Source organism: Paenarthrobacter sp. JL.01a (assembly GCF_025452095.1).
Taxonomy (GTDB): Bacteria; Actinomycetota; Actinomycetes; order Actinomycetales; family Micrococcaceae; genus Arthrobacter.
This window is the reverse complement of sequence record NZ_CP104877.1, coordinates 3,320,903-3,341,579: the sequence shown is the minus strand read 5'-3', so window position 1 is coordinate 3,341,579 and position 20,677 is coordinate 3,320,903. Positions and strand designations below refer to the sequence as shown.

Annotated in this window: 19 protein-coding genes; 12 read left to right on the top strand and 7 right to left on the bottom strand. The window is 64.3% G+C overall.

All coding sequences use genetic code 11. The features are described 5' to 3' along the window. Nucleotides 1-62: 62 nt before the first annotated feature. Together N5P29_RS15710 and menD are read left to right on the top strand one after the other, a co-directional pair. Nucleotides 63-638: an SOUL family heme-binding protein gene (locus N5P29_RS15710; RefSeq protein WP_262275743.1), complete on the top strand. Its 576-nt coding sequence runs from the start codon at nucleotides 63-65 to the stop codon at nucleotides 636-638. Nucleotides 639-756: 118 nt separating this feature from the next. Next, nucleotides 757-2,466 carry a 2-succinyl-5-enolpyruvyl-6-hydroxy-3-cyclohexene-1-carboxylic-acid synthase gene (gene menD / locus N5P29_RS15705; RefSeq protein WP_262275742.1) on the top strand — a complete coding sequence of 570 codons (1,710 nt, stop codon included), beginning with the start codon at nucleotides 757-759 and terminating at the stop codon, nucleotides 2,464-2,466. 192 nt (nucleotides 2,467-2,658) lie between these two features. Here menD and N5P29_RS15700 read toward each other — a convergent pair whose 3' ends face one another. The 4 genes from N5P29_RS15700 to N5P29_RS15685 form a co-directional block, all read right to left on the bottom strand. Next, a complete protein-coding gene (locus N5P29_RS15700) occupies nucleotides 2,659-3,453 on the bottom strand; it encodes an amino acid ABC transporter ATP-binding protein (RefSeq protein WP_262275741.1) in 795 nt (264 codons plus the stop codon). Between the two features lie 11 nt (nucleotides 3,454-3,464). Continuing rightward, on the bottom strand, nucleotides 3,465-4,256 hold the full coding sequence (locus N5P29_RS15695) for an amino acid ABC transporter permease (protein WP_262275740.1): 792 nt from the start codon (nucleotides 4,254-4,256) through the stop codon (nucleotides 3,465-3,467). 94 nt (nucleotides 4,257-4,350) lie between these two features. Further along, nucleotides 4,351-5,148 (bottom strand): ABC transporter substrate-binding protein, encoded by a 798-nt coding sequence (locus tag N5P29_RS15690; protein WP_018776840.1) that lies wholly within the window; start codon nucleotides 5,146-5,148, stop codon nucleotides 4,351-4,353. Between the two features lie 158 nt (nucleotides 5,149-5,306). Further along, complete coding sequence (locus N5P29_RS15685) at nucleotides 5,307-6,647, bottom strand: isochorismate synthase (protein ID WP_262275739.1); 1,341 nt, start codon at nucleotides 6,645-6,647, stop codon at nucleotides 5,307-5,309. Nucleotides 6,648-6,738: 91 nt separating this feature from the next. On the opposite strand from N5P29_RS15685, the gene N5P29_RS15680 reads away from it, so the two are divergent. The 3 genes from N5P29_RS15680 to N5P29_RS15670 are packed head-to-tail and all read left to right on the top strand — an operon-like array spanning nucleotide 6,739 to nucleotide 9,984. Continuing rightward, entirely contained in the window at nucleotides 6,739-7,509 is a 771-nt protein-coding gene (locus tag N5P29_RS15680; RefSeq protein WP_262275738.1) for a demethylmenaquinone methyltransferase, read from the top strand. An 18-nt stretch (nucleotides 7,510-7,527) separates the two neighbouring features. Then, nucleotides 7,528-8,871, top strand: coding sequence for a geranylgeranyl reductase family protein (locus tag N5P29_RS15675; RefSeq protein WP_262275737.1), 1,344 nt, complete (start codon nucleotides 7,528-7,530; stop codon nucleotides 8,869-8,871). Between the two features lie 9 nt (nucleotides 8,872-8,880). Then, the gene (locus N5P29_RS15670; protein WP_262275736.1) at nucleotides 8,881-9,984 is read left to right on the top strand and encodes a polyprenyl synthetase family protein; all 1,104 of its coding nucleotides are present in this window, start codon (nucleotides 8,881-8,883) and stop codon (nucleotides 9,982-9,984) included. A gap of 92 nt (nucleotides 9,985-10,076) precedes the next feature. Here N5P29_RS15670 and N5P29_RS15665 read toward each other — a convergent pair whose 3' ends face one another. From N5P29_RS15665 to N5P29_RS15655, 3 genes are all read right to left on the bottom strand, one after another. After that, on the bottom strand, nucleotides 10,077-10,943 hold the full coding sequence (locus N5P29_RS15665) for a type IV toxin-antitoxin system AbiEi family antitoxin domain-containing protein (RefSeq protein ID WP_262275735.1): 867 nt from the start codon (nucleotides 10,941-10,943) through the stop codon (nucleotides 10,077-10,079). Between the two features lie 464 nt (nucleotides 10,944-11,407). Further along, nucleotides 11,408-11,830, bottom strand: a complete 423-nt coding sequence (locus N5P29_RS15660; protein WP_262275734.1) for an SMI1/KNR4 family protein — start codon at nucleotides 11,828-11,830, stop codon at nucleotides 11,408-11,410. A 13-nt stretch (nucleotides 11,831-11,843) separates the two neighbouring features. Continuing rightward, nucleotides 11,844-12,515 carry a trimeric intracellular cation channel family protein gene (locus N5P29_RS15655; RefSeq protein WP_262275733.1) on the bottom strand — a complete coding sequence of 224 codons (672 nt, stop codon included), beginning with the start codon at nucleotides 12,513-12,515 and terminating at the stop codon, nucleotides 11,844-11,846. A 63-nt stretch (nucleotides 12,516-12,578) separates the two neighbouring features. Between N5P29_RS15655 and N5P29_RS15650 the strand changes: the two genes are divergently transcribed. The 7 genes from N5P29_RS15650 to N5P29_RS15620 all read left to right on the top strand — a co-directional run bounded on the left by N5P29_RS15650 (nucleotide 12,579) and on the right by N5P29_RS15620 (nucleotide 20,617). Further along, entirely contained in the window at nucleotides 12,579-13,277 is a 699-nt protein-coding gene (locus tag N5P29_RS15650) for a sirohydrochlorin chelatase (protein ID WP_262275732.1), read from the top strand. 153 nt (nucleotides 13,278-13,430) lie between these two features. Next, nucleotides 13,431-15,173, top strand: a complete 1,743-nt coding sequence (locus tag N5P29_RS15645) for a nitrite/sulfite reductase (protein WP_262275731.1) — start codon at nucleotides 13,431-13,433, stop codon at nucleotides 15,171-15,173. Beyond that, entirely contained in the window at nucleotides 15,170-15,904 is a 735-nt protein-coding gene (locus tag N5P29_RS15640; RefSeq protein ID WP_262275730.1) for a phosphoadenylyl-sulfate reductase, read from the top strand. Before N5P29_RS15645 ends, N5P29_RS15640 begins: the two co-directional genes overlap by 4 nt. Further along, the gene (gene cysD / locus N5P29_RS15635) at nucleotides 15,901-16,860 is read left to right on the top strand and encodes a sulfate adenylyltransferase subunit CysD (protein WP_144659289.1); all 960 of its coding nucleotides are present in this window, start codon (nucleotides 15,901-15,903) and stop codon (nucleotides 16,858-16,860) included. The genes N5P29_RS15640 and cysD overlap by 4 nt, the downstream gene beginning before the upstream one ends. Beyond that, nucleotides 16,861-18,264: a sulfate adenylyltransferase subunit CysN gene (locus N5P29_RS15630; protein ID WP_262275729.1), complete on the top strand. Its 1,404-nt coding sequence runs from the start codon at nucleotides 16,861-16,863 to the stop codon at nucleotides 18,262-18,264. Between the two features lie 97 nt (nucleotides 18,265-18,361). Continuing rightward, nucleotides 18,362-19,315 (top strand): homocysteine S-methyltransferase, encoded by a 954-nt coding sequence (gene mmuM / locus N5P29_RS15625; protein ID WP_262275728.1) that lies wholly within the window; start codon nucleotides 18,362-18,364, stop codon nucleotides 19,313-19,315. 153 nt (nucleotides 19,316-19,468) lie between these two features. Then, nucleotides 19,469-20,617: an ABC transporter substrate-binding protein gene (locus tag N5P29_RS15620; protein WP_262275727.1), complete on the top strand. Its 1,149-nt coding sequence runs from the start codon at nucleotides 19,469-19,471 to the stop codon at nucleotides 20,615-20,617. Nucleotides 20,618-20,677: the final 60 nt, after the last annotated feature.

The following is a 20,677-nucleotide window of genomic DNA, read 5'->3' as shown; positions in this document are numbered from 1 at the left end:
CGCTCGCTCACGTTCCCGGACTATGGCGGGCTGCGCGACACCGGCGTAGGGTCAATCCCACCATGACTGAACAGCAGCCGTATGATCTGGTCAAGCGCTATCCTCACTTCGAACTGCGCCGGTATCCGGCGCATGTTCTCGCGGAGGTTCAAGTGCATGCCGCGTTTGATCGCGCCGCAAACGAGGCCTTCCGCTCCCTCTTTAACTACATCAGCGGCAGTAACAAAGCCCGGCAGAAGCTGTCCATGACCGCGCCCGTTCTGCAAGAGAACGCATCATCCGAGGAAATGGTCATGACGGCGCCCGTTCTGCAGAGCGGTCCTATCCCGAGAGGCGAAGACGAAGACTACGTCGTGGCTTTCGTCCTGCCGCCTGGAGTGACAGTAGATAGCGCCCCTGTCCCCGACGAACCCAGGGTCAAAATCCGCGAGGTACCAGGGTCCTTGACGGCTGTCGCCCGGTTCTCTGGGAGCGGATCAGCTACGGCTTTTCAACGCCATAGTGTGGCGCTGCTTGAGGCCCTCCGCCTGGCAGGTCTGCTCCCCCTTGGGGCTCCCCGGTTTGCGCGTTTCGATCCCCCTTTCAAGCCATGGTTCCTTCGCCACAACGAGGTCGTGATCGACGTCGAAGAGCCCTGACCGCGGAGATGTGCGTGAGGGTTGGCCGGAAGGTGGGGGGATGTGCGTGAGGGTTGGCCGGAAAGTGGGGGGATGTGAGCGAGCGTTGGGGAGGGACGAGCGCCCATAGACTGGAACGGTGACTTTCCAGGACTCTCTGACATCCATCGCCGCTGCCCGGATCGCGGTAACTGCACTGCTCGACGGCGGCGTTCGGCACGCCGTGGTTGCGCCGGGGTCCCGTTCCGCGCCCATGGCGTACGCGCTCGCCGAAGCGGAAGCAGCCGGCCGGATCCGGCTCCACGTAAGGATCGACGAACGCGACGCGGGATTCACCGCGCTCGGTCTCGCCCTATCCTCGGAGGCTCCCGTTGCCGTCCTGACCACCTCCGGCACCGCAGTGGGAAACCTGCTGCCCGCCGTCATGGAAGCGAACCACTCGGCCGTTCCGGTAGTGGTTATATCCGCTGACCGCCCCGAAGAACTCCACGGCACCGGGGCGAACCAGACCACCATCCAATTGGACCTTTTCGGCGAGCACGTTCGCTTCGCCGTCGACGTCGGCGCGGGGGAGAATCCGCAGAAAGCCGTTGCCACCGCACTCTACGCCGCTACGGGCGCGCTCGAAGATACTCCGCCCGGACCCGTCCAGGTGAACCTGGCGTTCCGCGACCCGCTGATTCCGGCGGCCGGGGACGCCCTGCCGGACACGCAAGGGCACGGCGTTTTCCATTACGACGCCGGTCCCCGGGCTTTGGATCTTCCGGCGGCTCCCAGCGAACTGCCGGAGCGACGAACCGTGGTCCTCGCAGGGCACGACGCCGGCCCTGTCGCCGACGCCTTCGCCCGCGCGCACGGCCTTCCGTTGCTGGCAGAACCGTCCTCCAACGCCCGCTTCGGACCCAATGCGGTGGGGCCGTACAGGGTGTTGCTGGAGCATTTCGGGCCGGAGTCGCCGAGCCCCGTCGAGCGCGTGGTCCTCTTTGGCCGGGCCACATTGTCCCGCCCTGTTGCAGCACTTCTGGCGCGTGAGTCCGTCGAGTCCGCGATCTACCAACCTGTCCCGGTCGCCTGGTACGAGGCCGGTCGCCGCCGGGAAACGCCCGTGGAAACCCTCCCCGAACTGGCGGACTTCGCTGGCCGCGGCTCCGCGGAATGGCTGGATTCCTGGCTTCTTGCCGGGGCCGCTGCCCAACATGCCCTGGACGGCGTGCTTGCGGGGGAGAGCGTCGCGAACGGCCCATCCGTAGGCGCCACAGTGTGGGAACACTCCCGGGGCCAGTTGGTGCTGGGCTCCTCCAACGGCATCCGCGACGTCGATCTCGCCGGCCAACCGCACCACGAACCCATCGCCACCGTCTACGCCAACCGCGGCCTCGCCGGCATCGACGGCACCATCGCCACGGCTACCGGAATCGCCCTGGGCAGCGGACGCGAAACCACCGTCCTGCTGGGCGATGTCACTTTCCTGCACGACGCCGGCGGCCTTCTTTTGGGCCAGGGAGAACCAACTCCGGACCTCCGCATCGTGGTGCTCAACGACTCCGGCGGAGCGATTTTCAGCCTTCTCGAACACGGCGCGGTGGAGGACTCGGGCGCTTACGGCACCGCCGTCGAACGCCTCTTTGGCACCCCGCACTCAGTGGACATCGCGGCACTCGCGGCGGCGTACGGCGTCGGGCACCAAGCGGTCAGTACGACGGCGGAACTCGCCGACGCACTGAGGGCGCCGCTGAAGGGCCGCACCATTGTGGAAGTGCGCGTGGACCGGGCAGGGCTGCGTGGACTTCATGCCCGGATCAAGGAAGCGATCAGCGCGGCCGTTGGTCAGGTTTTGACAGCCGGTTGAGCCCTTTCCCGGTAGGACGTGATTGAGCGTCGGCGGCAAGCCGCAGGGATGTGAGCGAGCGTCGGCGGCAGGCCGGGGGGATATGAGAGAGCGCCGGCAGGAAAGCGGGGGGATGGGAGAGAGCGTGGGGAAACGGAAGGCGGGCGGCACTCAATGTGCGTGCCGCCCGCCTTTTGCGTCAAACCAGAGGAGTTACGCTTCCTCGACGCCGATGTGCGTCGGGTCAAGGACGCGGCGCAGGAATTCCTTGGTACGCGGCTGGGTGGGGGCGCTGATGACCTGCTCGGCCGGGCCTTCCTCCACGACAACGCCGGCATCCATGAACACAACGCGGTCGGCCACTTCCCGGGCAAAGCCCATTTCGTGGGTGACCACCAGCATGGTCATGCCTTCCTGGGCCAACTTCCGCATGACGGCAAGGACGTCGCCCACCGTTTCAGGGTCCAGCGCGGAGGTGGGCTCATCGAAGAGCATGAGCTTGGGGTCCATGGACAAAGCGCGTGCGATGGCCACGCGCTGCTGCTGGCCACCGGAGAGCTGGTCCGGGAAACGGTCTGCCAAGTGTCCCAGGCCGACGCGTTCGAGGTTGTGGCGTGCCACCTCACCGGCTTCGGACTTGGAGCGCTTGAGCACCTTCATCTGCGAGATGGTGCAGTTCTCCAGCACGCTCAGGTGCGGGAACAGGTTGAAGTGCTGGAAGACCATACCGACGCTTTGGCGCATCTTGTTGAGGTCGACGTCGGGATCGGTCGCCTCGAACTCGCCTACGTTGATGGTGCCGGCGTTGGGGTGTTCCAGCAGGTTGACGCAGCGAAGGAGGGTGGACTTGCCGGAGCCCGACGGGCCGATCAGGCAGACTACCTGGCCCGGTTCCACGGTCAGTGAGATGCCCTTGAGGACCTCGTTGTTGCCGTAGGACTTGCGGAGGTCCTTGATGTCGACGCCGGCGGCGCGAACGGCTGCCGTGCTCCCAGTGGAGTTGTTCATGACTGTCCTGCCTATCGCTTGGTCCGCGCGGAGCGGCTTTCGAACTTCCTCGCAAGGAGGCTCAACGGGATGGTGATGACCAAGTAGAAGGCACCAGCCACCAGCAAGGGGGTGAGGCCTGCGCCCAGGCTCGAGATGCCGTCGCGGCCGAACTTGGTGAGCTCGTACTGGGAAGCGGTGAGGCCCAGGACGTAGATCAGCGAGGAGTCCTTGGTGAGCAGGATGATCTCGTTGGTCAGCGGGGGAAGGACGATCTTGAACGCCTGGGGAATGACAATGGAAACCATCGCCCGCCAGTGCGGCATGCCCAGCGAACGGGCCGCTTCCATCTGTCCCTTGGGCACAGCCTGCAGGCCTGCGCGGAGGGTTTCAGCGATGTAGGCCGAGGCCACCATGCCCAGCGAAACCATGACCACCACGTTGACATCCCACTGGACACCGAAGGCAAGCGGAACACCGTAGCCGAAGGCGATGAAGACCAGCAGGGCAGGGACGCCGCGGAAGAACTCGATGTAGCCGGTGGCGATCCAGCGGTACAGCGGGAAGGAGGAGAGCTTCATGAGGGCGAGCAGGAGGCCGCCCGACAGGCCCACCACGAAGGCCAGCGCTGTGTAGATCAGGGTGTTCTTGAGGCCCACCAGGAAAATGTCCGGGAACATCGGGCCGATCTTGGCGAAGTTGAAGACGCTGGTACCGATCGTCTTCCAGTCCACGGCAAGGATCACTGCGGCCAGGACCACAACGAAGATGCCCGCCTGGACGTACAAACTGACTTTGGCTCGTTGACGTGCAGTCATTGCCATGGTGTTCTCACATTCATGTTGCGCAGCCGGGCCCCGAAACAACGAATCGTTTCGGGGCCCGCCTGCGTGGATCTCGGGAGAGCCGGGGCTCGGACTACTTGGTGGCTTCGCCGAACCAGGTGGTCTGGAACTTCTTCAGGGAGCCGTCGTCAGTGATGCGCTTCAGGGTGCCGTTCACAGCGTCGGCCATGGCGGTGTTGCCCTTCTTGATGGCGATGCCCAGCTTCTCACCCGTCGCGTAGTCCTCAACGCGCTTCAGGTTCGAATCGTCCTTGATGGCGTAGCCAAGAACGGACTGGTTGCCGATGGCGGCGTCGATGGTGCCGGCCTTGAGGGCCTGGACCAGCAAGCCGGAGTCCTCGAACTGTTGCGCGTCGATGCCCTTGTCCTTGGCGTACTGGGCACCCGTGGTCGCCTGCTGGACGCCGACCTTCTTGCCCTTGGCGCCGTCGATGTTGTTGATGCCGGAGGACGAGGTGGCCACGAGGGTCAGGTCATCGTCCAGGTACGGGTTGGAGAAGTCCATCACGTTCTTGCGGACGTCCGTGATGGAGATCGAGGAGATGGAGACGTCGCAGCCGGTCAGTGCGGTGCCGGTCTCGATGGCCTCGAAGGAGCTGTCCACCACGTTGAGTTCTGCCTTGATGTCCTTGGCAATCTCTGCAGCGATGTCCATGTCGAAGCCGACAATCTTGCCGTCCTTCTGGAATTCGAAGGGCTCGTAGGGTACATCCGAGCACACAGTCAGCTTGCCGGCGTTGATGAGCTTCAGGCCCGAGCCATCGGAGGCTGCGGGGGTGGAGGAACCACCACAGGCGGTGAGGGCCAATGCGCCGGCTGCGAGCACGGCGGCAATCTTGGTGCCGGACAGAACCGAACGGGAGATCTGCATGTGTTTTACCTTTTGTTGCGGTGGATGCTGAACTGAGTCGGTTTTAGTGTAGCCCCGAACGTGAGATGTGCATCACAGGAAACGAAGTTTCACTATTAGATAACCAGTTTACGCACTTATCAACCGCTAGAAGAGAAGCCCTGTCTGAAATCCCAGATTCAGCGCTTGATTCCCAAAGCCTCCAGCATCGGCCGGAACTTGGCCCAGGTCTCCGCCAGTTCCGCCTCCGGCTGCGAGCCCTCCACGATGCCGCAACCGGCGTAGAGTCGCACGGTGTTGGCATCTTCGATGACCGCTCCGCGCAGCGCTATGCCCCACTCTCCGTTGCCGGCGGCATCGAGCCACCCCACGGGACCGGCGTAGGGTCCGCGGTCGAGGTGCTCGAGTTTCCGGATCAGGGCACCCGCCACCAGGGTGGGGGTTCCGCAGACAGCGGCCGTGGGGTGCAGGGCGTTGATGAGCGCCAGGCACGTGGGCACGTGACCCTCAATATCGGCCAGCTCGGCCTTCACATCCGAGGCCAGGTGCCACACATTGGGCAATTCAAGAATGAACGGCTCGCTGTGGGAGTTCATCGCCTCGGAGAAAGGGGCCAGCTGGCGGGTCAACGAATCAATGGCGATCTCATGCTCGTGACGCTGCTTGTCCGAACCGGCCAAAACCCGCTCGGCGTATTCCATGGGGGAGCCGTCCATGCCATCGGCATCCCGGCGGTCCAGGGTTCCCGCCAGGACCCGGGCCTGCGCGGTACGGCCCTCCACCTGGATCAGCATTTCGGGCGTCGCGCCAACCAGGCCGTCAACGCCGTACGTCCAGCATTCCCGGTACCTCGCGGCCAGCTGGCGAAGAACCTCCGCCGCGTTGACGCCGGCCGGCAGGGTGGCAACGACGTCGCGCGCCAACACCAGTTTTTCCAGCTTGCCCGCGCGGATCTCCTCGACGCCATCGGCCACCGCCTTCATCCAGTTGGCTTCGCTGAGCGAGCCGTGGCTGAGGTAGCCGTCTTCGGCAACAGCCTCAGGTGACGGCCCGACGTCGGACCCTCCCTGGGCGGGTTCGTCACCGTTGGTGCCGGCGAGCCAGCGGTCCACGCTGGCGAGGACGCCCGCCTCGGTGAGGGGGTCGCCGTCGAACGTCAATTGAGTGGCCCAGGCGCGGCCGTCGCGGATGCCGATGACCAATTCCGGGAGGATCAGGCGGGAGACGTGCGGGGACGTCTTGGAGAAAGCGAAGGAGCCAAATGCGACGGGACCGGTGCCCGGGAGTTCCACATGATCAGTGATTTCCGCCTCAAGAATGAGGTGCCGCCACCAGATATCGGCCTCGAGGAAACGCTCGGGGCCGGTGGCATTGAAGCGGCTCAGCTCGCCATAGCCCACCAGGCCGGCTTCGCGCCGCGACCAGCAAAGAACGTCGTCCCGCACCAGAAACGACGGCAGCCCCCCGGGGGATGATCCAACATCGAGGGGGACTGTCAAGGTGCGGAGCGTGCTCGTCATGATGGAACAACAGTACTCCCGCGCGGGAGCAGAACCTGAGCCGACTTCTACAGCGCAGCAAAGTCTGCGGAATGTCTGAGACAATTACTGGGTGAACCGAGCATCCTTGGAAAAGCGTCCGGACGAAGTTGCGACGATGTTTGATGATGTCGCCCCAAAATACGACGTCGTCAATGACGTCCTGTCCATGGGACAGACCCGGCGTTGGCGCCGGATCGTCGTGGACGCCATGGATGTAAAGAAGGGCCAGAAAGTCCTGGACCTCGCCGCCGGAACGGGAACGTCCAGCGAGCCCTACGCCGACGCGGGCGTTGATGTTGTGGCCTGCGACTTCTCCCTGGGCATGCTCAAAGTGGGCAAGCGCCGCCGCCCCGACATCGATTTCATCGCAGGGGATGCCACCAACCTGCCGTTCGCGGACAACAGCTTTGATGCCTCCACCATCTCCTTCGGCCTGCGCAACGTCGTGGAACCCCGCAAGGCCCTCGAGGAAATGCTGCGCGTGACCAAGCCCGGCGGCCGGCTGGTCATCGCCGAGTTCTCCCACCCCGTGGTTCCCCTGTGGCGCAACCTGTACACCGAGTACCTGATGCGCGCCCTCCCGGCCATCGCCACCAAGGTCTCCTCCAACCCGGACGCCTACGTGTACCTCGCCGAGTCCATCCGCGCGTGGCCGGACCAGGACCACCTGGCACAGTGGCTGGCCGACGCCGGATGGACGGACATCACCTACCGCAACCTCAGCGGTGGGATTGTTGCCGTGCACCGCGCGCAGAAGCCCGCTGAGCACCGCGAAAGTGTTCCCGTGGCCAAGTTGCGCCGCCAGATCAAACCGCGCCGAACAGGCGCCCAGTCCGGCTAAGTTGCTGATTAGGACGACGTGAAAGTACTGATTGTCGGCGCGGGCCCTGCCGGGTCCACAGCCGCGTATTACCTCGCCCAAGCGGGCATCGACGTCACTGTGCTGGAAAAAACGTCGTTTCCCCGCGAGAAAGTCTGCGGAGACGGCCTCACTCCACGTGCCGTCCGCGAGATCCAGAAGCTTGGCCTGCCCCACGCCGTTGACGAGGGATGGCGCCGCAACAAGGGTCTTCGCCTCATTGCCGGCGGCCGCACCATCGAACTGCCCTGGCCTGAGGTCGCGGACTTTCCCACCTATGGCCTGATCCGCACGCGCCTGGGCTTCGATGAGGACCTTGCCCGTCACGCCCAGGCTGCCGGCGCCGTGGTGCTCGAACACCACAGCGTCACCTCAGCGCTGACCGACGACGCCGGTCGTGTCATCGGTGTGCGCGCAGCGATCCTTGACGAGTCCGGACGCAAGACGGGCGAACAGCGCGACTTCCATGCCGACGTCGTACTCGCCGCGGACGGTAACTCGACGCGAACCGCCGTGTCGCTGGGCATGCACAAGCGCGACGACCGGCCGCTGGGCGTCGCGGTGCGGACCTACTTCACCTCGCCGCGCCACGAGGACGACTGGATGGAAGGCTGGCTGGAACTGCCCGGCAAATCCGGCAAGCCGCTTCCCGGTTACGGCTGGGTGTTCGGCGTCGGCGACGGCACCTCCAACGTGGGCCTTGGCATCCTGAACTCCTCCAAGGAGTTCGGCAAGCTCGACTACAAGCAGGTCCTGCGCGAATGGACCGCCGGCATGCCCTCCGAGTGGGGCTTCACCCCGGAAAACCAGGTGGGGGAGATCCGTGGTGCGGCCTTGCCCATGGGCTTCAACCGCACGCCGCACTATTCACCCGGGCTGCTGCTGCTCGGCGACGCCGGTGGCATGGTGTCTCCGTTCAACGGTGAAGGCATCTCCTACGCGATGGAGTCGGCCCGGTTCGCGGCTGAGTTCCTGATTGATTGTTCGTCCCGTTCGGCTTCTGCGGCTTGGTCCACGCACGACGCCGATGCCCACCTTTCGCGGTACGCGGACTACGTGCGAGACCAGTGGGGCTCGCACTTCACGCTGGGACGGATGTTTGCGACGCTGATTGGGAAGCCTGCAGTGATGAAGCTTGCTCTGCGGACGGGCATGCCCATTCCGGTCCTGATGCGCTTTGTGGTGCGTATGCTCGCCAACCTGACCGACCCGTCCGCGAAGGGCTTCGAAGACCGCGTGATCCGGGTCCTTGAGATGCTGGTTCCGGCAACGTCCAACACTTCCTCTGCCCGCGCCCTGACGCAGGCATGCTCCGACACCGCGGTTTCCGCAACAACTAGTTAGGGTTAACCCGTGACGAACTCTGCCGAACACAGCTGGACGCATGCCGGGCACGGCTTGCCGGACTCCAACGAGCCTTCCCTGAACACCACAGCCATTGCAACGGGGCTCCAGCTGCCCGCAGGTTTTGCTGCCATCGCAGGCGACGCCGAGCTTGGCCCGGCCATCACCAACAACCTTGCGCGCGTGGAGAAGAAGCTTCGCGAAGCGATCTCCAACTCCGACCCTTTGGCTGACGCGACGTCGCGGCACCTGGTGGAAGCCGGAGGCAAGCGGATCCGCCCGCTGCTGACCCTGCTGTGCGCACACCTGGGCGACGCCTCACGTCCCGAGGTTGTCCAGGCAGCCGTTGTCGTTGAGCTTACGCACCTTGCCACTCTCTACCACGACGACGTGATGGACTCCGCGCCGTTCCGCCGTGGAGCTCCCACTGCCCACGAAGTCTGGGGCAACTCCGTGGCCATCCTGACCGGCGACCTCATCTTTGCACGGGCTTCCATCCTGGTTTCCGAGCTTGGATCCCGGGCTCTCGGCATCCAGGCCCGCACCTTTGAGCGGCTTTGCCTTGGCCAGCTGCACGAAACCGTGGGGCCGCGGGAAGATGAAGATCCAGTGGAGCACTACCTTTCGGTGATTGCCGACAAGACCGGTTCCTTGGTTGCAGCTTCCGGCCAGCTCGGTGCAATCTTCGCCGGCGCTGCTCCGGAATACGAGGACGTGCTGGTTGAGTACGGCGAAAAGGTTGGCGTCGCCTTCCAGCTGGCCGACGACGTCATTGATGTCACCGGTGTAAAGGTGAAGTCCGGCAAGTCCCCGGGCACGGACCTCCGCGAAGGCGTCCCCACCCTGCCGGTTCTGTTGTTGCGCCGTGACGCAGCGGCGGGTGACGCGTCCGCCGTCGCCCTTCTTGAACTGATCGACGGCGACCTGTCCTCCGATCCGGCGCTGGCTGAGGCCGTGGCCGGCCTGCGTGAGCACCCTGTCACCAGCGAGTCCTGGAAGATCGCCCGCCAGTGGTCAGCCGAAGCCGTTGCAGCCCTTGCCCCGCTGCCCGAGGGTGTCGTGAAGGACTCCCTGACCAACTTTGCCCACGCTGTGGTGGACCGCAACAGCTAAGTTCCCTTCTGCAGCGCGGGTTCCTGACCTTCTTTTTACAGCGCCACGGCCCCTATGCACCCTCGATGGGTGGCAAGGGGGCCGTGGCCTTCTTAAAAGAGGTCAGCAGGCCACGGGCTCCTGGGTCCATATCGTCCGTTCTCCCTCATTTTCAGGACATCCAGGACTTCCGCCACCATGCGTTCCGGGCGATGAACGACATCCGCATAGTAATAGCGCAGCACCAGTAGTCCTCCCCGCAAGCTGGCGTTGTTCCGATACTGGTCCTTCTTGACCTGCTTGCCTTCCACATGAGTGCCGCCGTCCAATTCCACAATCAGACACCCGTTGATGAGGCAATCGACTTCTCCAACGCCTGGAATATCGACGTGCATCTGTACGGATACCCCAGCTCGCACGAAGTGTGTATGCGCCAGGACTTCCAGCAAAGAATCCGCACGGGGGATTACCAGGTCGAGTACCGCTCTGGCCCGGCCGTTCCGCTTTCCGGGCAGTTTTGAGTTCAGGAAGGCGGGGCTGAGAAGTGCTTGGCTGACCGCGCTCTGTACAAGGACCAAGGCTTCAAGTTCGGGAAGGCAACGCAGGGCGTGAAGCAGGACATCGGCCACCCCGGCAACCGGCAGGTGTGGGTGCGGCGGGTGGGTGCACGGGGCATGGTCGACGACGCCGGTTCGTGGAATCCCGTTGCCGCAACTGACGTGGAGTTCTTCCGGTGGCGGCTTCAAGGTCCAGAGCCGGTGGAAGCGGGCAGCCGAAATGCAGGTCAAGCGCCCGTTTGAATGGAATGCGCCCAGTACGGCTTGGTCTGCCCCCGGCGCAGTATAAACACCTCGCTTGATGCGGCGGAGGCTTCCCTTTGCAACCGCAGCAGCCAGCATCCGCTCGGAGAATCCCGCCCGCCGGAGGTCTGCTGTCCTGGCGGTCCCATGGCGAAAGCGAACATACTCCATCAGATCCATCAAGCCATCGTCCGGGCCTGCCCGTGAGCACTCAGCACTGGATCATTCATATGTGGACAAGTCGCTGCGTTCGTCAACAGGCTTGCGGAGCCGGGAAATTGGTTTACTCCGAGAGTTGTAAATGTGACAGCTTTGTCATAAGCTATTCACGGATCCACTAAATGCCTCCGGTGGGTCTGATGCGAACGGAGATTGTGGTCCCGGTTCGGTGCAGCGTATGACTCGTAACGTTGCAGCGAGCCGGGGCCATTCCTTTTGGCAAGCATGCGAGCCGCTTGCCGCTGGCCCGCGGTGTCATGACCCTCTTTTAGTACGGCTCACCCCCTATATCAACCAAAAATGGGTGTCGATCGCCGGCTACGGGTCAAAAAAGGGTCAGGAAGCCAGTGGCGGTACGGGGCGCCACACAAAAACAGCCCCCACGCAACCAATCGGCTGCGCGGGGGCTGGCAAAGCAGGAAAACCTAGTCTTCGTCGTTGAACGCCCACTCAAACATGTCGAACACGAACTCGGAGAACGTACCTTCCTCGCTCTTCCACTGGCCGCGGGCGTTGTTGCGGCGCCACACGATGGGGTCGGGGATGTTGAGGTCGGCGGTGCGGAAGCCCCACGTGAACTGTTCGTCCTCGTCCTCCAGGAACATGAGGAAGCCTTCGTCATCGACTTCGAGTTCCTCGGGGTCCCAGAAGTAGTGGTAGGCCTCCATGAGGTCCTCGCAACCGCCGATGGCAAGGTAGAACTCGCGCAGGACCATCGGGATGGTGAAGGAGTGTTCAGCGAGGGCGTCGTCCAGTTCCTCCGGCGTAAGGCCGTCTTCTTCCTGCCATTCATCCTCGAGATACTTTGGGACCAGCGCGCGGAACTTCTCGAGGAACATGTCAGTCATGCTCTTATCCTAGCTAATCCCGGGCGCCCGAAATTGCGCCTCCGCCGCTCCCGGCACGGTGCCAACCACGGACCGCCAACGGCACGTACCAGCCGCGTCGCCAGGCAGTGACCCGGAAGGCGAAAACAATCCCGGCGATCACACAGGCCGTCAGCCCGCTGAAGAGCCCGAGGTGCCACAGCAACGTGGTCAGACCCGCCCCGACAAAGGCAGGCAGCGCATAGATATCGCGGTTGTTGAACAGGGTAGGGATCTCGTTCGCCGTGATGTCCCGCAGCAGGCCACCGCCCACTCCCGTGGTGACGCCCAGCAGGATCGCCGCCACGGGATTCATGCCGGCACTGATTGCCTTGAGGGTGCCGGTGATGCAGAACAAAGCCAGCCCGCCGGCGTCGAACAGCGTCAACAGCGAGGTGAAGCGCTGGACAGAGGAGAACAGGTAGTAGACCAGCATCGCCGCGAGCAGTGGAGGCGCCAGATAGGCGGGATTTGTGAAGGCGATGGGCGGACCGGCGTTGATGACGATGTCGCGGATCACGCCGCCGCCAAGTGCTGCGATGGAGGCCAGCAGGATGGAACCAACGAAGTCGAACTGCTTCCGGGCAGCCAGCAAGGACCCCGAGACGGCAAAAAAGAACACACCGATGAGGTCAAGCCAGAGAAGAACAATGTCAAAGGAAATCAAGGGGACTGGTTCTTTCTTAACGTGCTTCACAACAGGTGCTGGCTCAACGTTACGCTAGCTCCCATGAACAGCCCCGTTTTGATCGCCTGTGCCCACGGAACCCGCAACGCCGAGGGGCAGGCAGCCATCCGCCAGGTCATGGCCGACATCGAGGAACTCCGTCCCGGGCTTCGGGTCCTGGAGGCCTACGTGGACGTGCAGGAGCCCGAATTGTCCGGGGTGGTGGAGGGCCTGCCCGAGGGGACTGCCGCCGTCGTCGTACCGCTTTTGCTCTCCACCGGCTTCCATATCAAGGTGGACGTGCCCAAAGCGATCAAGAGCCGGCCCGAAGTGGTGGCCGCCCGGCCGCTTGGTCCCGATCCGCGCCTGGCGGAGCTGCTGGCCACCCACTTGCGCAACGCCGGGCTGCAGGAGAACGACGGCGTCCTGCTGGCTGCCGCTGGATCCTCGCTGCCGGACGGGTCGGTCGATTCGGAGGAGCAGGCGCGTTTGCTCGCTGAGCTGCTGCCGAACAAGGTGCGGGTCGCCTATGGCGCCAGCGCCCAGCCGACAGTGCCCGACGGCGTCGCCTCCTTGCGTGCTGAGCTCGCCGGGAGCGGTGGTCGCGTTTTTGTCGCGTCCTACCTGTTGGCCACGGGCTATTTCCATGACCAGCTCGCCAAGGCCGGCGCCGATGTCGTGGCGGCTCCATTACTTCCTTCGACGGTTCTGGCGGAGATTGCGCTGGAGCGTTACGACGCAGTGCTGGGAAGCCTCTCCTAACCTTTGTTTGCAAGGAAATCGAGGCTTTTGGGACCTGCATATCCAGCGCCCCGGAACAAGGCCGTCGGCGTGTTCGTGACGAAATGTTTCCCTAGGTGACTCAACATTTCCAGACCTTTGCTGGCCAAATCTGGCCAGACCTACAGTCGATGTATGACAGATACAGCTGTAGCCGGTGCGTCCGCTGACGCCGCAGTCCCTTCGCGCCCAGCACGCACCCGTCCGGCGGCCAAGCCCCACGGCCAGTGGAAGGTCGATGGCACCACGCCGCTCAACGCCAACGAGACCTGGAAGCAGGAAGACAACGGGCTGAACGTCCGTGAGCGCATTGAGTCTGTCTACTCAAAAGAGGGCTTCGACTCCATTGACGGCACGGACCTGCACGGCCGTTTCCGCTGGTGGGGCCTCTACACGCAGCGCAAGCCCGGGATCGACGGCGGCAAGACCGCCACGCTTGAACCGCACGAGCTCGAAGACAAGTACTTCATGTTGCGCGTGCGTATCGACGGCGGTGCACTCACCACCGAGCAGTTGCGGGTCATCGGCCAGATTTCCGTGGACTTTGCCCGCGGCTCAGCCGACCTGACGGACCGCCAGAACATCCAGCTGCACTGGATCCGCGTGGAGGACGTGCCCGAGATCTGGCGCCGTCTTGAGGGCATTGGCCTCTCCACCACCGAAGCGTGCGGCGACGTGCCGCGCGTTATCCTCGGCTCTCCGGTTGCGGGCATCGCCAAGGACGAGATCATCGATCCAACGCCGCTCATCCACGAACTCGCCGAGCGTTTCATCGGCGACCCCGAGCTGGCCAACCTGCCGCGTAAATACAAGACCGCCATCACCGGCCACCCGTCCCAGGACGTGGTGCACGAGATCAACGACTTTGCCCTGGTTGGCGTTGTCCACCCCGAACTCGGCGCTGGGTACGACCTCTGGGTCGGCGGCGGATTGTCCACCAACCCCCGCCTTGCCGAACGCCTCGGTGTCTTTGTCTCGGCCGATGTTGCCGCTGAGGTGTGGCTGGGTGTCACCAGCATCTTCCGTGACTACGGCTACCGCCGCATGCGCACCAAGGCCCGCCTCAAGTTCCTGATGAACGACTGGGGTCCTGCCAAGTTCCGCCAGATCCTCGAGGACGAATACCTCGGCTTCAAGCTTCCCGATGGTCCCGCCGCTCCGAAGGCCAGCGCCCCCGGCGACCACATCGGCGTCCACGAGCAGAAGGACGGCAAGTTCTTCATCGGTGTTGCGCCGACGGTTGGCCGTACCTCGGGCGAGGCACTCGTGAAGCTCGCGGACACCTTGGAGAAGCACGGCAGCTACCGGCTGCGGACCACCCCGCACCAGAAGCTCGTCATACTGGACGTCGCCAAGGAGCAGGTGGAACCGCTGATCTCCGAACTGGACACCCTGGGTCTGTCCGCCCGGCCGTCTGTGTTCCGCCGTGGCACCATCGCCTGCACGGGCATCGAGTTCTGCAAGCTGGCCATCGTCGAAACCAAGGTCACCGCTGCCACCGCCATCGCCGAACTGGAACGCCGCCTGGCCGACCTCGTGGAGACAAAGCAGTTGCCCTCGGCACTGTCCCTCCACATCAACGGCTGCCCGAACTCCTGCGCCCGCATCCAGACGGCCGACATCGGCCTGAAGGGCATGATGCTGCCAACGCCCGACGGCGACCCCACCCCGGGTTTCCAGGTCCACCTTGGTGGCGGGCTGGCCAACAACGAGCGCGAGGAAGCAGGTTTGGGACGTACCGTCCGCGGCCTGAAGGTCACGGTGGAAGACCTGCCCGATTACGTGGAGCGCGTGGTCCGCAAGTTCGTCGCCGTCGGCGCTGAGGGCCAGACCTTCGCTGAGTGGGCACACTCAGCAGATGAAGGAGACCTCCAATGACAGATCCCCAGACGCTTCCGGCCGTCCGCACGCTGCGGTCCCACGAAGAACTCAAAGCATTGGCTGAGGCCGGTGCCGCGGAGCTTGGTTGGAACGCGACTGCCGAGGAAGCCATTGCCTGGGTTGCGCGCAACTTCGAGCTGCCCGCGGTGACCGTTGCCTGCTCCATGGCCGACGCCGTGCTGCCGGCCTTGGTGGCGGACCAGCTTCCCGGCGTCGACGTTCTGTTTCTCGAAACCGGCTACCACTTCAAGGAAACGTACGACACCCGCAACGAAGTAGCTGCCAACCTGCGCGTAAACGTGGTGGATGTCCTGCCGGAGAACACCGTCGAGCAGCAGGACCGCCTGCGGGGCAAGGACCTGTTCGCCCGGGACGCTGCCCAATGCTGCGCCCTCCGCAAGGTCCAGCCGTTGCGCCGCTCCTTGGCGGGCTACGAAGTGTGGTTCACCGGCGTCCGCCGCGACGAAGCCCCCACCCGCACGAATACCGCGGTGGTCACTTGGGATGAAGGCTTCGGCCTGGTCAAGGTGAACCCGATGGTGGACTGGTCCTTCGATCAGCTGCTGGAGTACTCCGAGGACAACATCCTCCCCGTCAACCCCCTCCTGAGCCAGGGCTACCCGTCCATCGGATGCCAGCCCTGCACCCGCAAAGTGGCCCCGGGCGAAGACCCCCGAGCCGGCCGCTGGGCAGGATCCGACAAGACAGAATGCGGACTACACACATGAGCACGTACACAACAGAGGAGTCCACGGTGGAAGTTGCAGCGGCAGTAGACGCCCCCTCGGTCGAGCGTCTCAGCTCACTGGACACCCTCGAGTCCGAGGCCATCCACATCATTCGCGAGGTTGTCGCCGAATTCGAGAAGCCTGCGCTGCTGTTCTCCGGCGGCAAAGACTCCGTGGTGATGCTGCACCTGGCCACCAAGGCATTCTGGCCGGGCAAGGTGCCTTTCCCCGTGCTGCACGTGGACACCGGGCACAACTTCCCCGAGGTCATCGACTTCCGCGACCGCACGGTGGAACGCTTGGGCCTGAAGCTTGTGGTGGGTTCCGTCCAGGAATTCATCGACCGCGGCGAACTGGCCGAACGCGCAGATGGCACCCGCAACCCGCTGCAGACGGTTCCACTGCTGGACGCGATCCAGAAGAACAAGTTCGACGCCGTCTTCGGCGGTGGTCGTCGCGACGAGGACAAGGCCCGTGCCAAGGAGCGCATCCTGAGCCTCCGCGACGAGTTCGGCCAGTGGGATCCGCGCAACCAGCGTCCCGAGCTGTGGAACCTGTACAACGGCCGCCACACCGTGGGCCAGCACGTCCGCGCGTTCCCCATCAGCAACTGGACCGAGCTGGACATCTGGCGCTACATCGAGCGTGAGAACATCGAGCTTCCCAGCCTTTACTACGCCCACGAACGCGAGGTCTTTGCCCGCGATGGCATGTGGCGTGCAGTGGGCGAGGTCTCCCAGCCGCTTCCGCACGAGGACGTCATCACCAAGCTGGTCCGCTACCGGACAGTGGGCGACATGTCCTGCACAGGTGCCGTCGAGTCAGACGCACGCACCGTGGCCGACGTCGTAGTTGAAGTCGCTGCCTCCACCCTGACCGAACGTGGCGCCACCCGAGCAGATGACCGCATCTCCGAGGCAGCCATGGAAGACCGCAAGAAGGACGGCTACTTCTAAATGAGCACCGAAACATTGGCTGCCGGGCTGGAGACAGCCCTGCCCACCACCCTTTTCCGTTTCGCTACAGCCGGATCGGTCGACGACGGCAAGTCCACTTTGGTGGGCCGCCTCCTTCACGATTCCAAGGCCATCCTGGCTGACCAGCTCGACGCCGTTGCCCGCACCTCCGCGGACCGCGGCTTTGGCGGCGACAAGGGGGGCATCGACCTTGCCCTCCTGACCGATGGCCTGCGTGCAGAGCGCGAGCAGGGCATCACCATCGATGTGGCCTACCGCTACTTCGCCACGGACCGCCGCAGCTTCACCCTGGCGGACTGCCCCGGCCACGTTCAGTACACCAAGAACACGGTGACGGGCGCGTCCACTGCGGATGCCGTCGTCGTACTGATCGACGCCCGCAAGGGCGTGCTGGAGCAGACCCGCCGCCACCTGTCCGTGCTGCAGTTGCTGCGCGTGGCGCACGTGATCGTGGCTGTGAACAAGATCGACCTCGTGGACTTCAGCGAGCAGGTCTTCCGCGACATCGAGGCCGACGTGCAGAAGGTGGCCCGCGAGCTCGGCCTGGGTTCCGATGGGGTCGCTGACCTGCTGGTGGTGCCGGTCTCGGCCCTCGACGGCGACAACGTGGTGGACCGCTCCGGGCGCACTCCTTGGTACACCGGTCCTGCGCTGCTGGAGGTCCTCGAAACCCTCCCGGCCGCCGATGAGCTCGAAGCCGAACTGGAAAGCTTCCGTTTCCCGGTGCAGTTGGTCATCCGGCCGCAAGGTGCCCTGGCCCCTGATGCTGTTGCTGCCGGACTCGACGTGGAGGCGTACCGTGACTACCGTGCTTACGCCGGGCAGATCACCGAAGGCTCCGTGAAGGTCGGTGACGAAGTGTCCGTCATCAGCCCGGGCCACGAACCGCGCGTCACCACCGTGGTGGGCATCGACTTCGCGGGCCAGTCCTTGGAAGAGGCCGCTGCGCCGCAGTCCGTGGCCATACGTTTGGCTGACGAGATCGACATCGCCCGTGGAGACACCATCGCCGCGGCCGGAACCGTCCGCGAAAGCTCGGCTGACCTGTACGCATCATTGGCATGGTTGTCGCCGAAGCCCCTCCGCGAAGGCCAGAAGGTCCTGGTGAAGCACGGGACGCGCACGGTCCAGGCACTGGTCCGCAACGTCACCGGCAAGCTGGACCTGGCCACGTTTGCCGTGGAGCCGACGTCAACGCTGGAACTCAACGACATCGGAAACGCGCAGCTCCGGCTCGCCGCGGCCCTGCCGTTGGAGAACTACCTGCACCACCGTCGCACGGGTGCCTTCCTGGTGATTGACCCCATTGACGGCAACACCTTGGCCGCCGGTCTGGTCAAGGACCACCCCGGTGACCACGAAGACGAACGTTACGTCATCTAAGGACACAGACAGCAACAAAACCGCGGCTTGTTCGCTGCCCCTCCCTTGTGGAGCGTGATGTTCGAACAAGCCGCGGTTTCTTTTTTGGGAAGGCCATATGCCCCGCAACACCACGCTCAGCACCCTCATGGACGCCGGCAAGGACCTGGTCCTGGACGGAGCCCTGGCCACCGAATTAGAAGCCCACGGTTGCGACCTTGAGGATGCGCTCTGGTCCGCCAAGGTCCTGCTGGAGCAGCCGGAGCTGATCAAGCAGGTGCACCGCGACTACTTCGACGCCGGTGCCTCCGTCGCCATCACCGCCAGCTACCAGGCGACGCCGCAGGGTTTCGCGCGTCGCGGTCTGTCCGTGGAGGAGTCGCTGGAGCTGGTTTCGCTGAGTGTCCGGTTGGCCAATGAGGCCCGCCAGGAGTACCTCGCGGCCAACCCCGGCTCGGGGCCCTTGCTGGTGGCCGGCTCGGTGGGACCGTACGGCGCCTACCTCGCCGACGGCTCAGAGTACCGGGGCGATTACACGCTTTCTCCCGCGGAATTTCGGGACTTCCACCGGCCCCGCATCGCCGCATTGGTTGAAGCGGGCGCGGACTTCCTGGCTTGCGAGACGCTGCCGTCGTACGCCGAAGCGGAGGCGCTGTTGGCGCTCGTGGCGGAGTTCGACGTCGAATCCTGGTTCACGTTCACGTTGCGGGACAGTGCGCACATCAGCGACGGAACACCGCTTGCGGACGTGGCTGAGCTGCTCAGCGCGGAACCGCGCGTGGCCGCCGTCGGGGTTAACTGTGTGCCGCTGGACCTTGTGGCCCCGGCGCTGGGCAACCTCCGGAAGTCCGCCAACAAACCGCTCGTGGCGTACCCGAATTCGGGGGAGACGTATGACGCCGTGACCAAGACGTGGGGACCGGCGGAAGGGCTGCGGGGCGACGCAACTCTGGCTGGCAACACGGGGGAGTGGCTTGGCCTGGGAGCCCGTTTGCTGGGCGGCTGCTGCCGTACGAACCCGAAGGACATTGAAGCCCTTTCGGCCAATATGACGCCAAGTGACCCTTCATGAACCTTGATTTCTACGGGATTGAAGCCGAAATATGACAGTCCCTACTGTGAACTCATGACCACTCCGGAACGGTCCTTCCTTGCCCTCGATGGGCGATGTTAGGGGCCTGATCTTCGCCCCGCTTCGCATCCCAAAAATCTCCTAAGGACCCCCATGTCGAACACTCCCGAGTCACCGAAACCCGGTACCACCCGCATCGTCGCGGGCCAGACCCCCGCCAAGAACAAGCGCCGCCGCACCCTGGAGATCGGATTGGCCGTTGGGCTGGTCCTGCTGATCGGCGCAGGCGCAGCCGTAGCCTCCGTCGTCTCGAACAGCAACAACCAGGCAGCACCGGCTGCCAACACCTCGCCGGCCGCGGAGCTTAAGCTGGGCTACTTCAGCAATGTCACCCACGGCCCGGCCCTGGTCGGCACCAGCAAGGGTTTCATTGCCAAGGAACTCGGCGACACCAAGCTCAGCACCCAGGTCTTCAACGCCGGCCCCGCCGCGATCGAAGCCCTGAACGCCGGAGCAATCGACGCCACGTACATCGGCCCGAACCCGGCCATCAACTCCTTCGTCAAGAGCAACGGCGAATCCATCAGCATCATCGCCGGCGCGGCTTCCGGTGGCGCCCAGCTGGTGGTCAAGCCGGAGATCAACTCCGCAGCCGACCTCAAGGGCAAAGTGCTCGCTTCGCCGCAGCTCGGCGGTACCCAGGACGTGGCACTGCGCGCCTGGCTCGGCCACCAGGGTTACAAGACCAACCCCGACGGCAGCGGCGACGTCAACATCAACCCGACCGAAAACGCCCAGACCCTGAAGCTCTTCCAAGACGGAAAGCTCGACGGCGCGTGGTTGCCTGAGCCTTGGGCCTCCCGCCTGGTGCTCGAAGCCGGTGCGAAGGTCCTGGTGGACGAGAAGGACCTGTGGGACAAGGGTGACTTCACCACCACCATCCTGATCGTGAACAAGAAGTTCGCAGCTGAACACCCGGAGACCGTCAAGGCTCTGCTGAAGGGCCACGTCGAATCCGTGAACTGGCTGAACTCCGCTTCTGCTTCGGAAAAGGCGAGCACCATCAACGCAGTCCTTAAGGACACCGCGGGCAAGCCGCTCCCGGCCAACGTGATCGACCGCGCGCTGCAGAACATCAAGTTCACCACCGACCCCCTGGCAGGAACGTACAAGAAGCTCCTCCAGGACGGCGTTGACGCAGGCACCACCAAGACCGCCGACATCAACGGCATCTTCGACCTCCGCGCCTTGAACGAGGTGGAGGGCAAGAAGACCTCCGCCGCCGGTCTCGGCCAGGACTAAGCAGTAACAGGCTGGTCCGCCCCGCACGGGGCGGGCCGGCCTTTGGCCGCATCCGGACCC

Coding starts and splice junctions, on each gene's coding strand:
- N5P29_RS15710 (WP_262275743.1), top strand. CDS start 63: ATGACTGAACAGCAGCCGTATGATCTGGTCAAGCGCTATCCTCACTTC.
- N5P29_RS15700 (WP_262275741.1), bottom strand. CDS start 3,453: ATGAACAACTCCACTGGGAGCACGGCAGCCGTTCGCGCCGCCGGCGTC.
- N5P29_RS15695 (WP_262275740.1), bottom strand. CDS start 4,256: ATGGCAATGACTGCACGTCAACGAGCCAAAGTCAGTTTGTACGTCCAG.
- N5P29_RS15690 (WP_018776840.1), bottom strand. CDS start 5,148: ATGCAGATCTCCCGTTCGGTTCTGTCCGGCACCAAGATTGCCGCCGTG.
- N5P29_RS15685 (WP_262275739.1), bottom strand. CDS start 6,647: ATGACGAGCACGCTCCGCACCTTGACAGTCCCCCTCGATGTTGGATCA.
- N5P29_RS15665 (WP_262275735.1), bottom strand. CDS start 10,943: ATGGATCTGATGGAGTATGTTCGCTTTCGCCATGGGACCGCCAGGACA.
- N5P29_RS15660 (WP_262275734.1), bottom strand. CDS start 11,830: ATGACTGACATGTTCCTCGAGAAGTTCCGCGCGCTGGTCCCAAAGTAT.
- N5P29_RS15650 (WP_262275732.1), top strand. CDS start 12,579: ATGAACAGCCCCGTTTTGATCGCCTGTGCCCACGGAACCCGCAACGCC.
- N5P29_RS15645 (WP_262275731.1), top strand. CDS start 13,431: ATGACAGATACAGCTGTAGCCGGTGCGTCCGCTGACGCCGCAGTCCCT.
- N5P29_RS15640 (WP_262275730.1), top strand. CDS start 15,170: ATGACAGATCCCCAGACGCTTCCGGCCGTCCGCACGCTGCGGTCCCAC.
- cysD (WP_144659289.1), top strand. CDS start 15,901: ATGAGCACGTACACAACAGAGGAGTCCACGGTGGAAGTTGCAGCGGCA.
- N5P29_RS15630 (WP_262275729.1), top strand. CDS start 16,861: ATGAGCACCGAAACATTGGCTGCCGGGCTGGAGACAGCCCTGCCCACC.
- mmuM (WP_262275728.1), top strand. CDS start 18,362: ATGCCCCGCAACACCACGCTCAGCACCCTCATGGACGCCGGCAAGGAC.
- N5P29_RS15620 (WP_262275727.1), top strand. CDS start 19,469: ATGTCGAACACTCCCGAGTCACCGAAACCCGGTACCACCCGCATCGTC.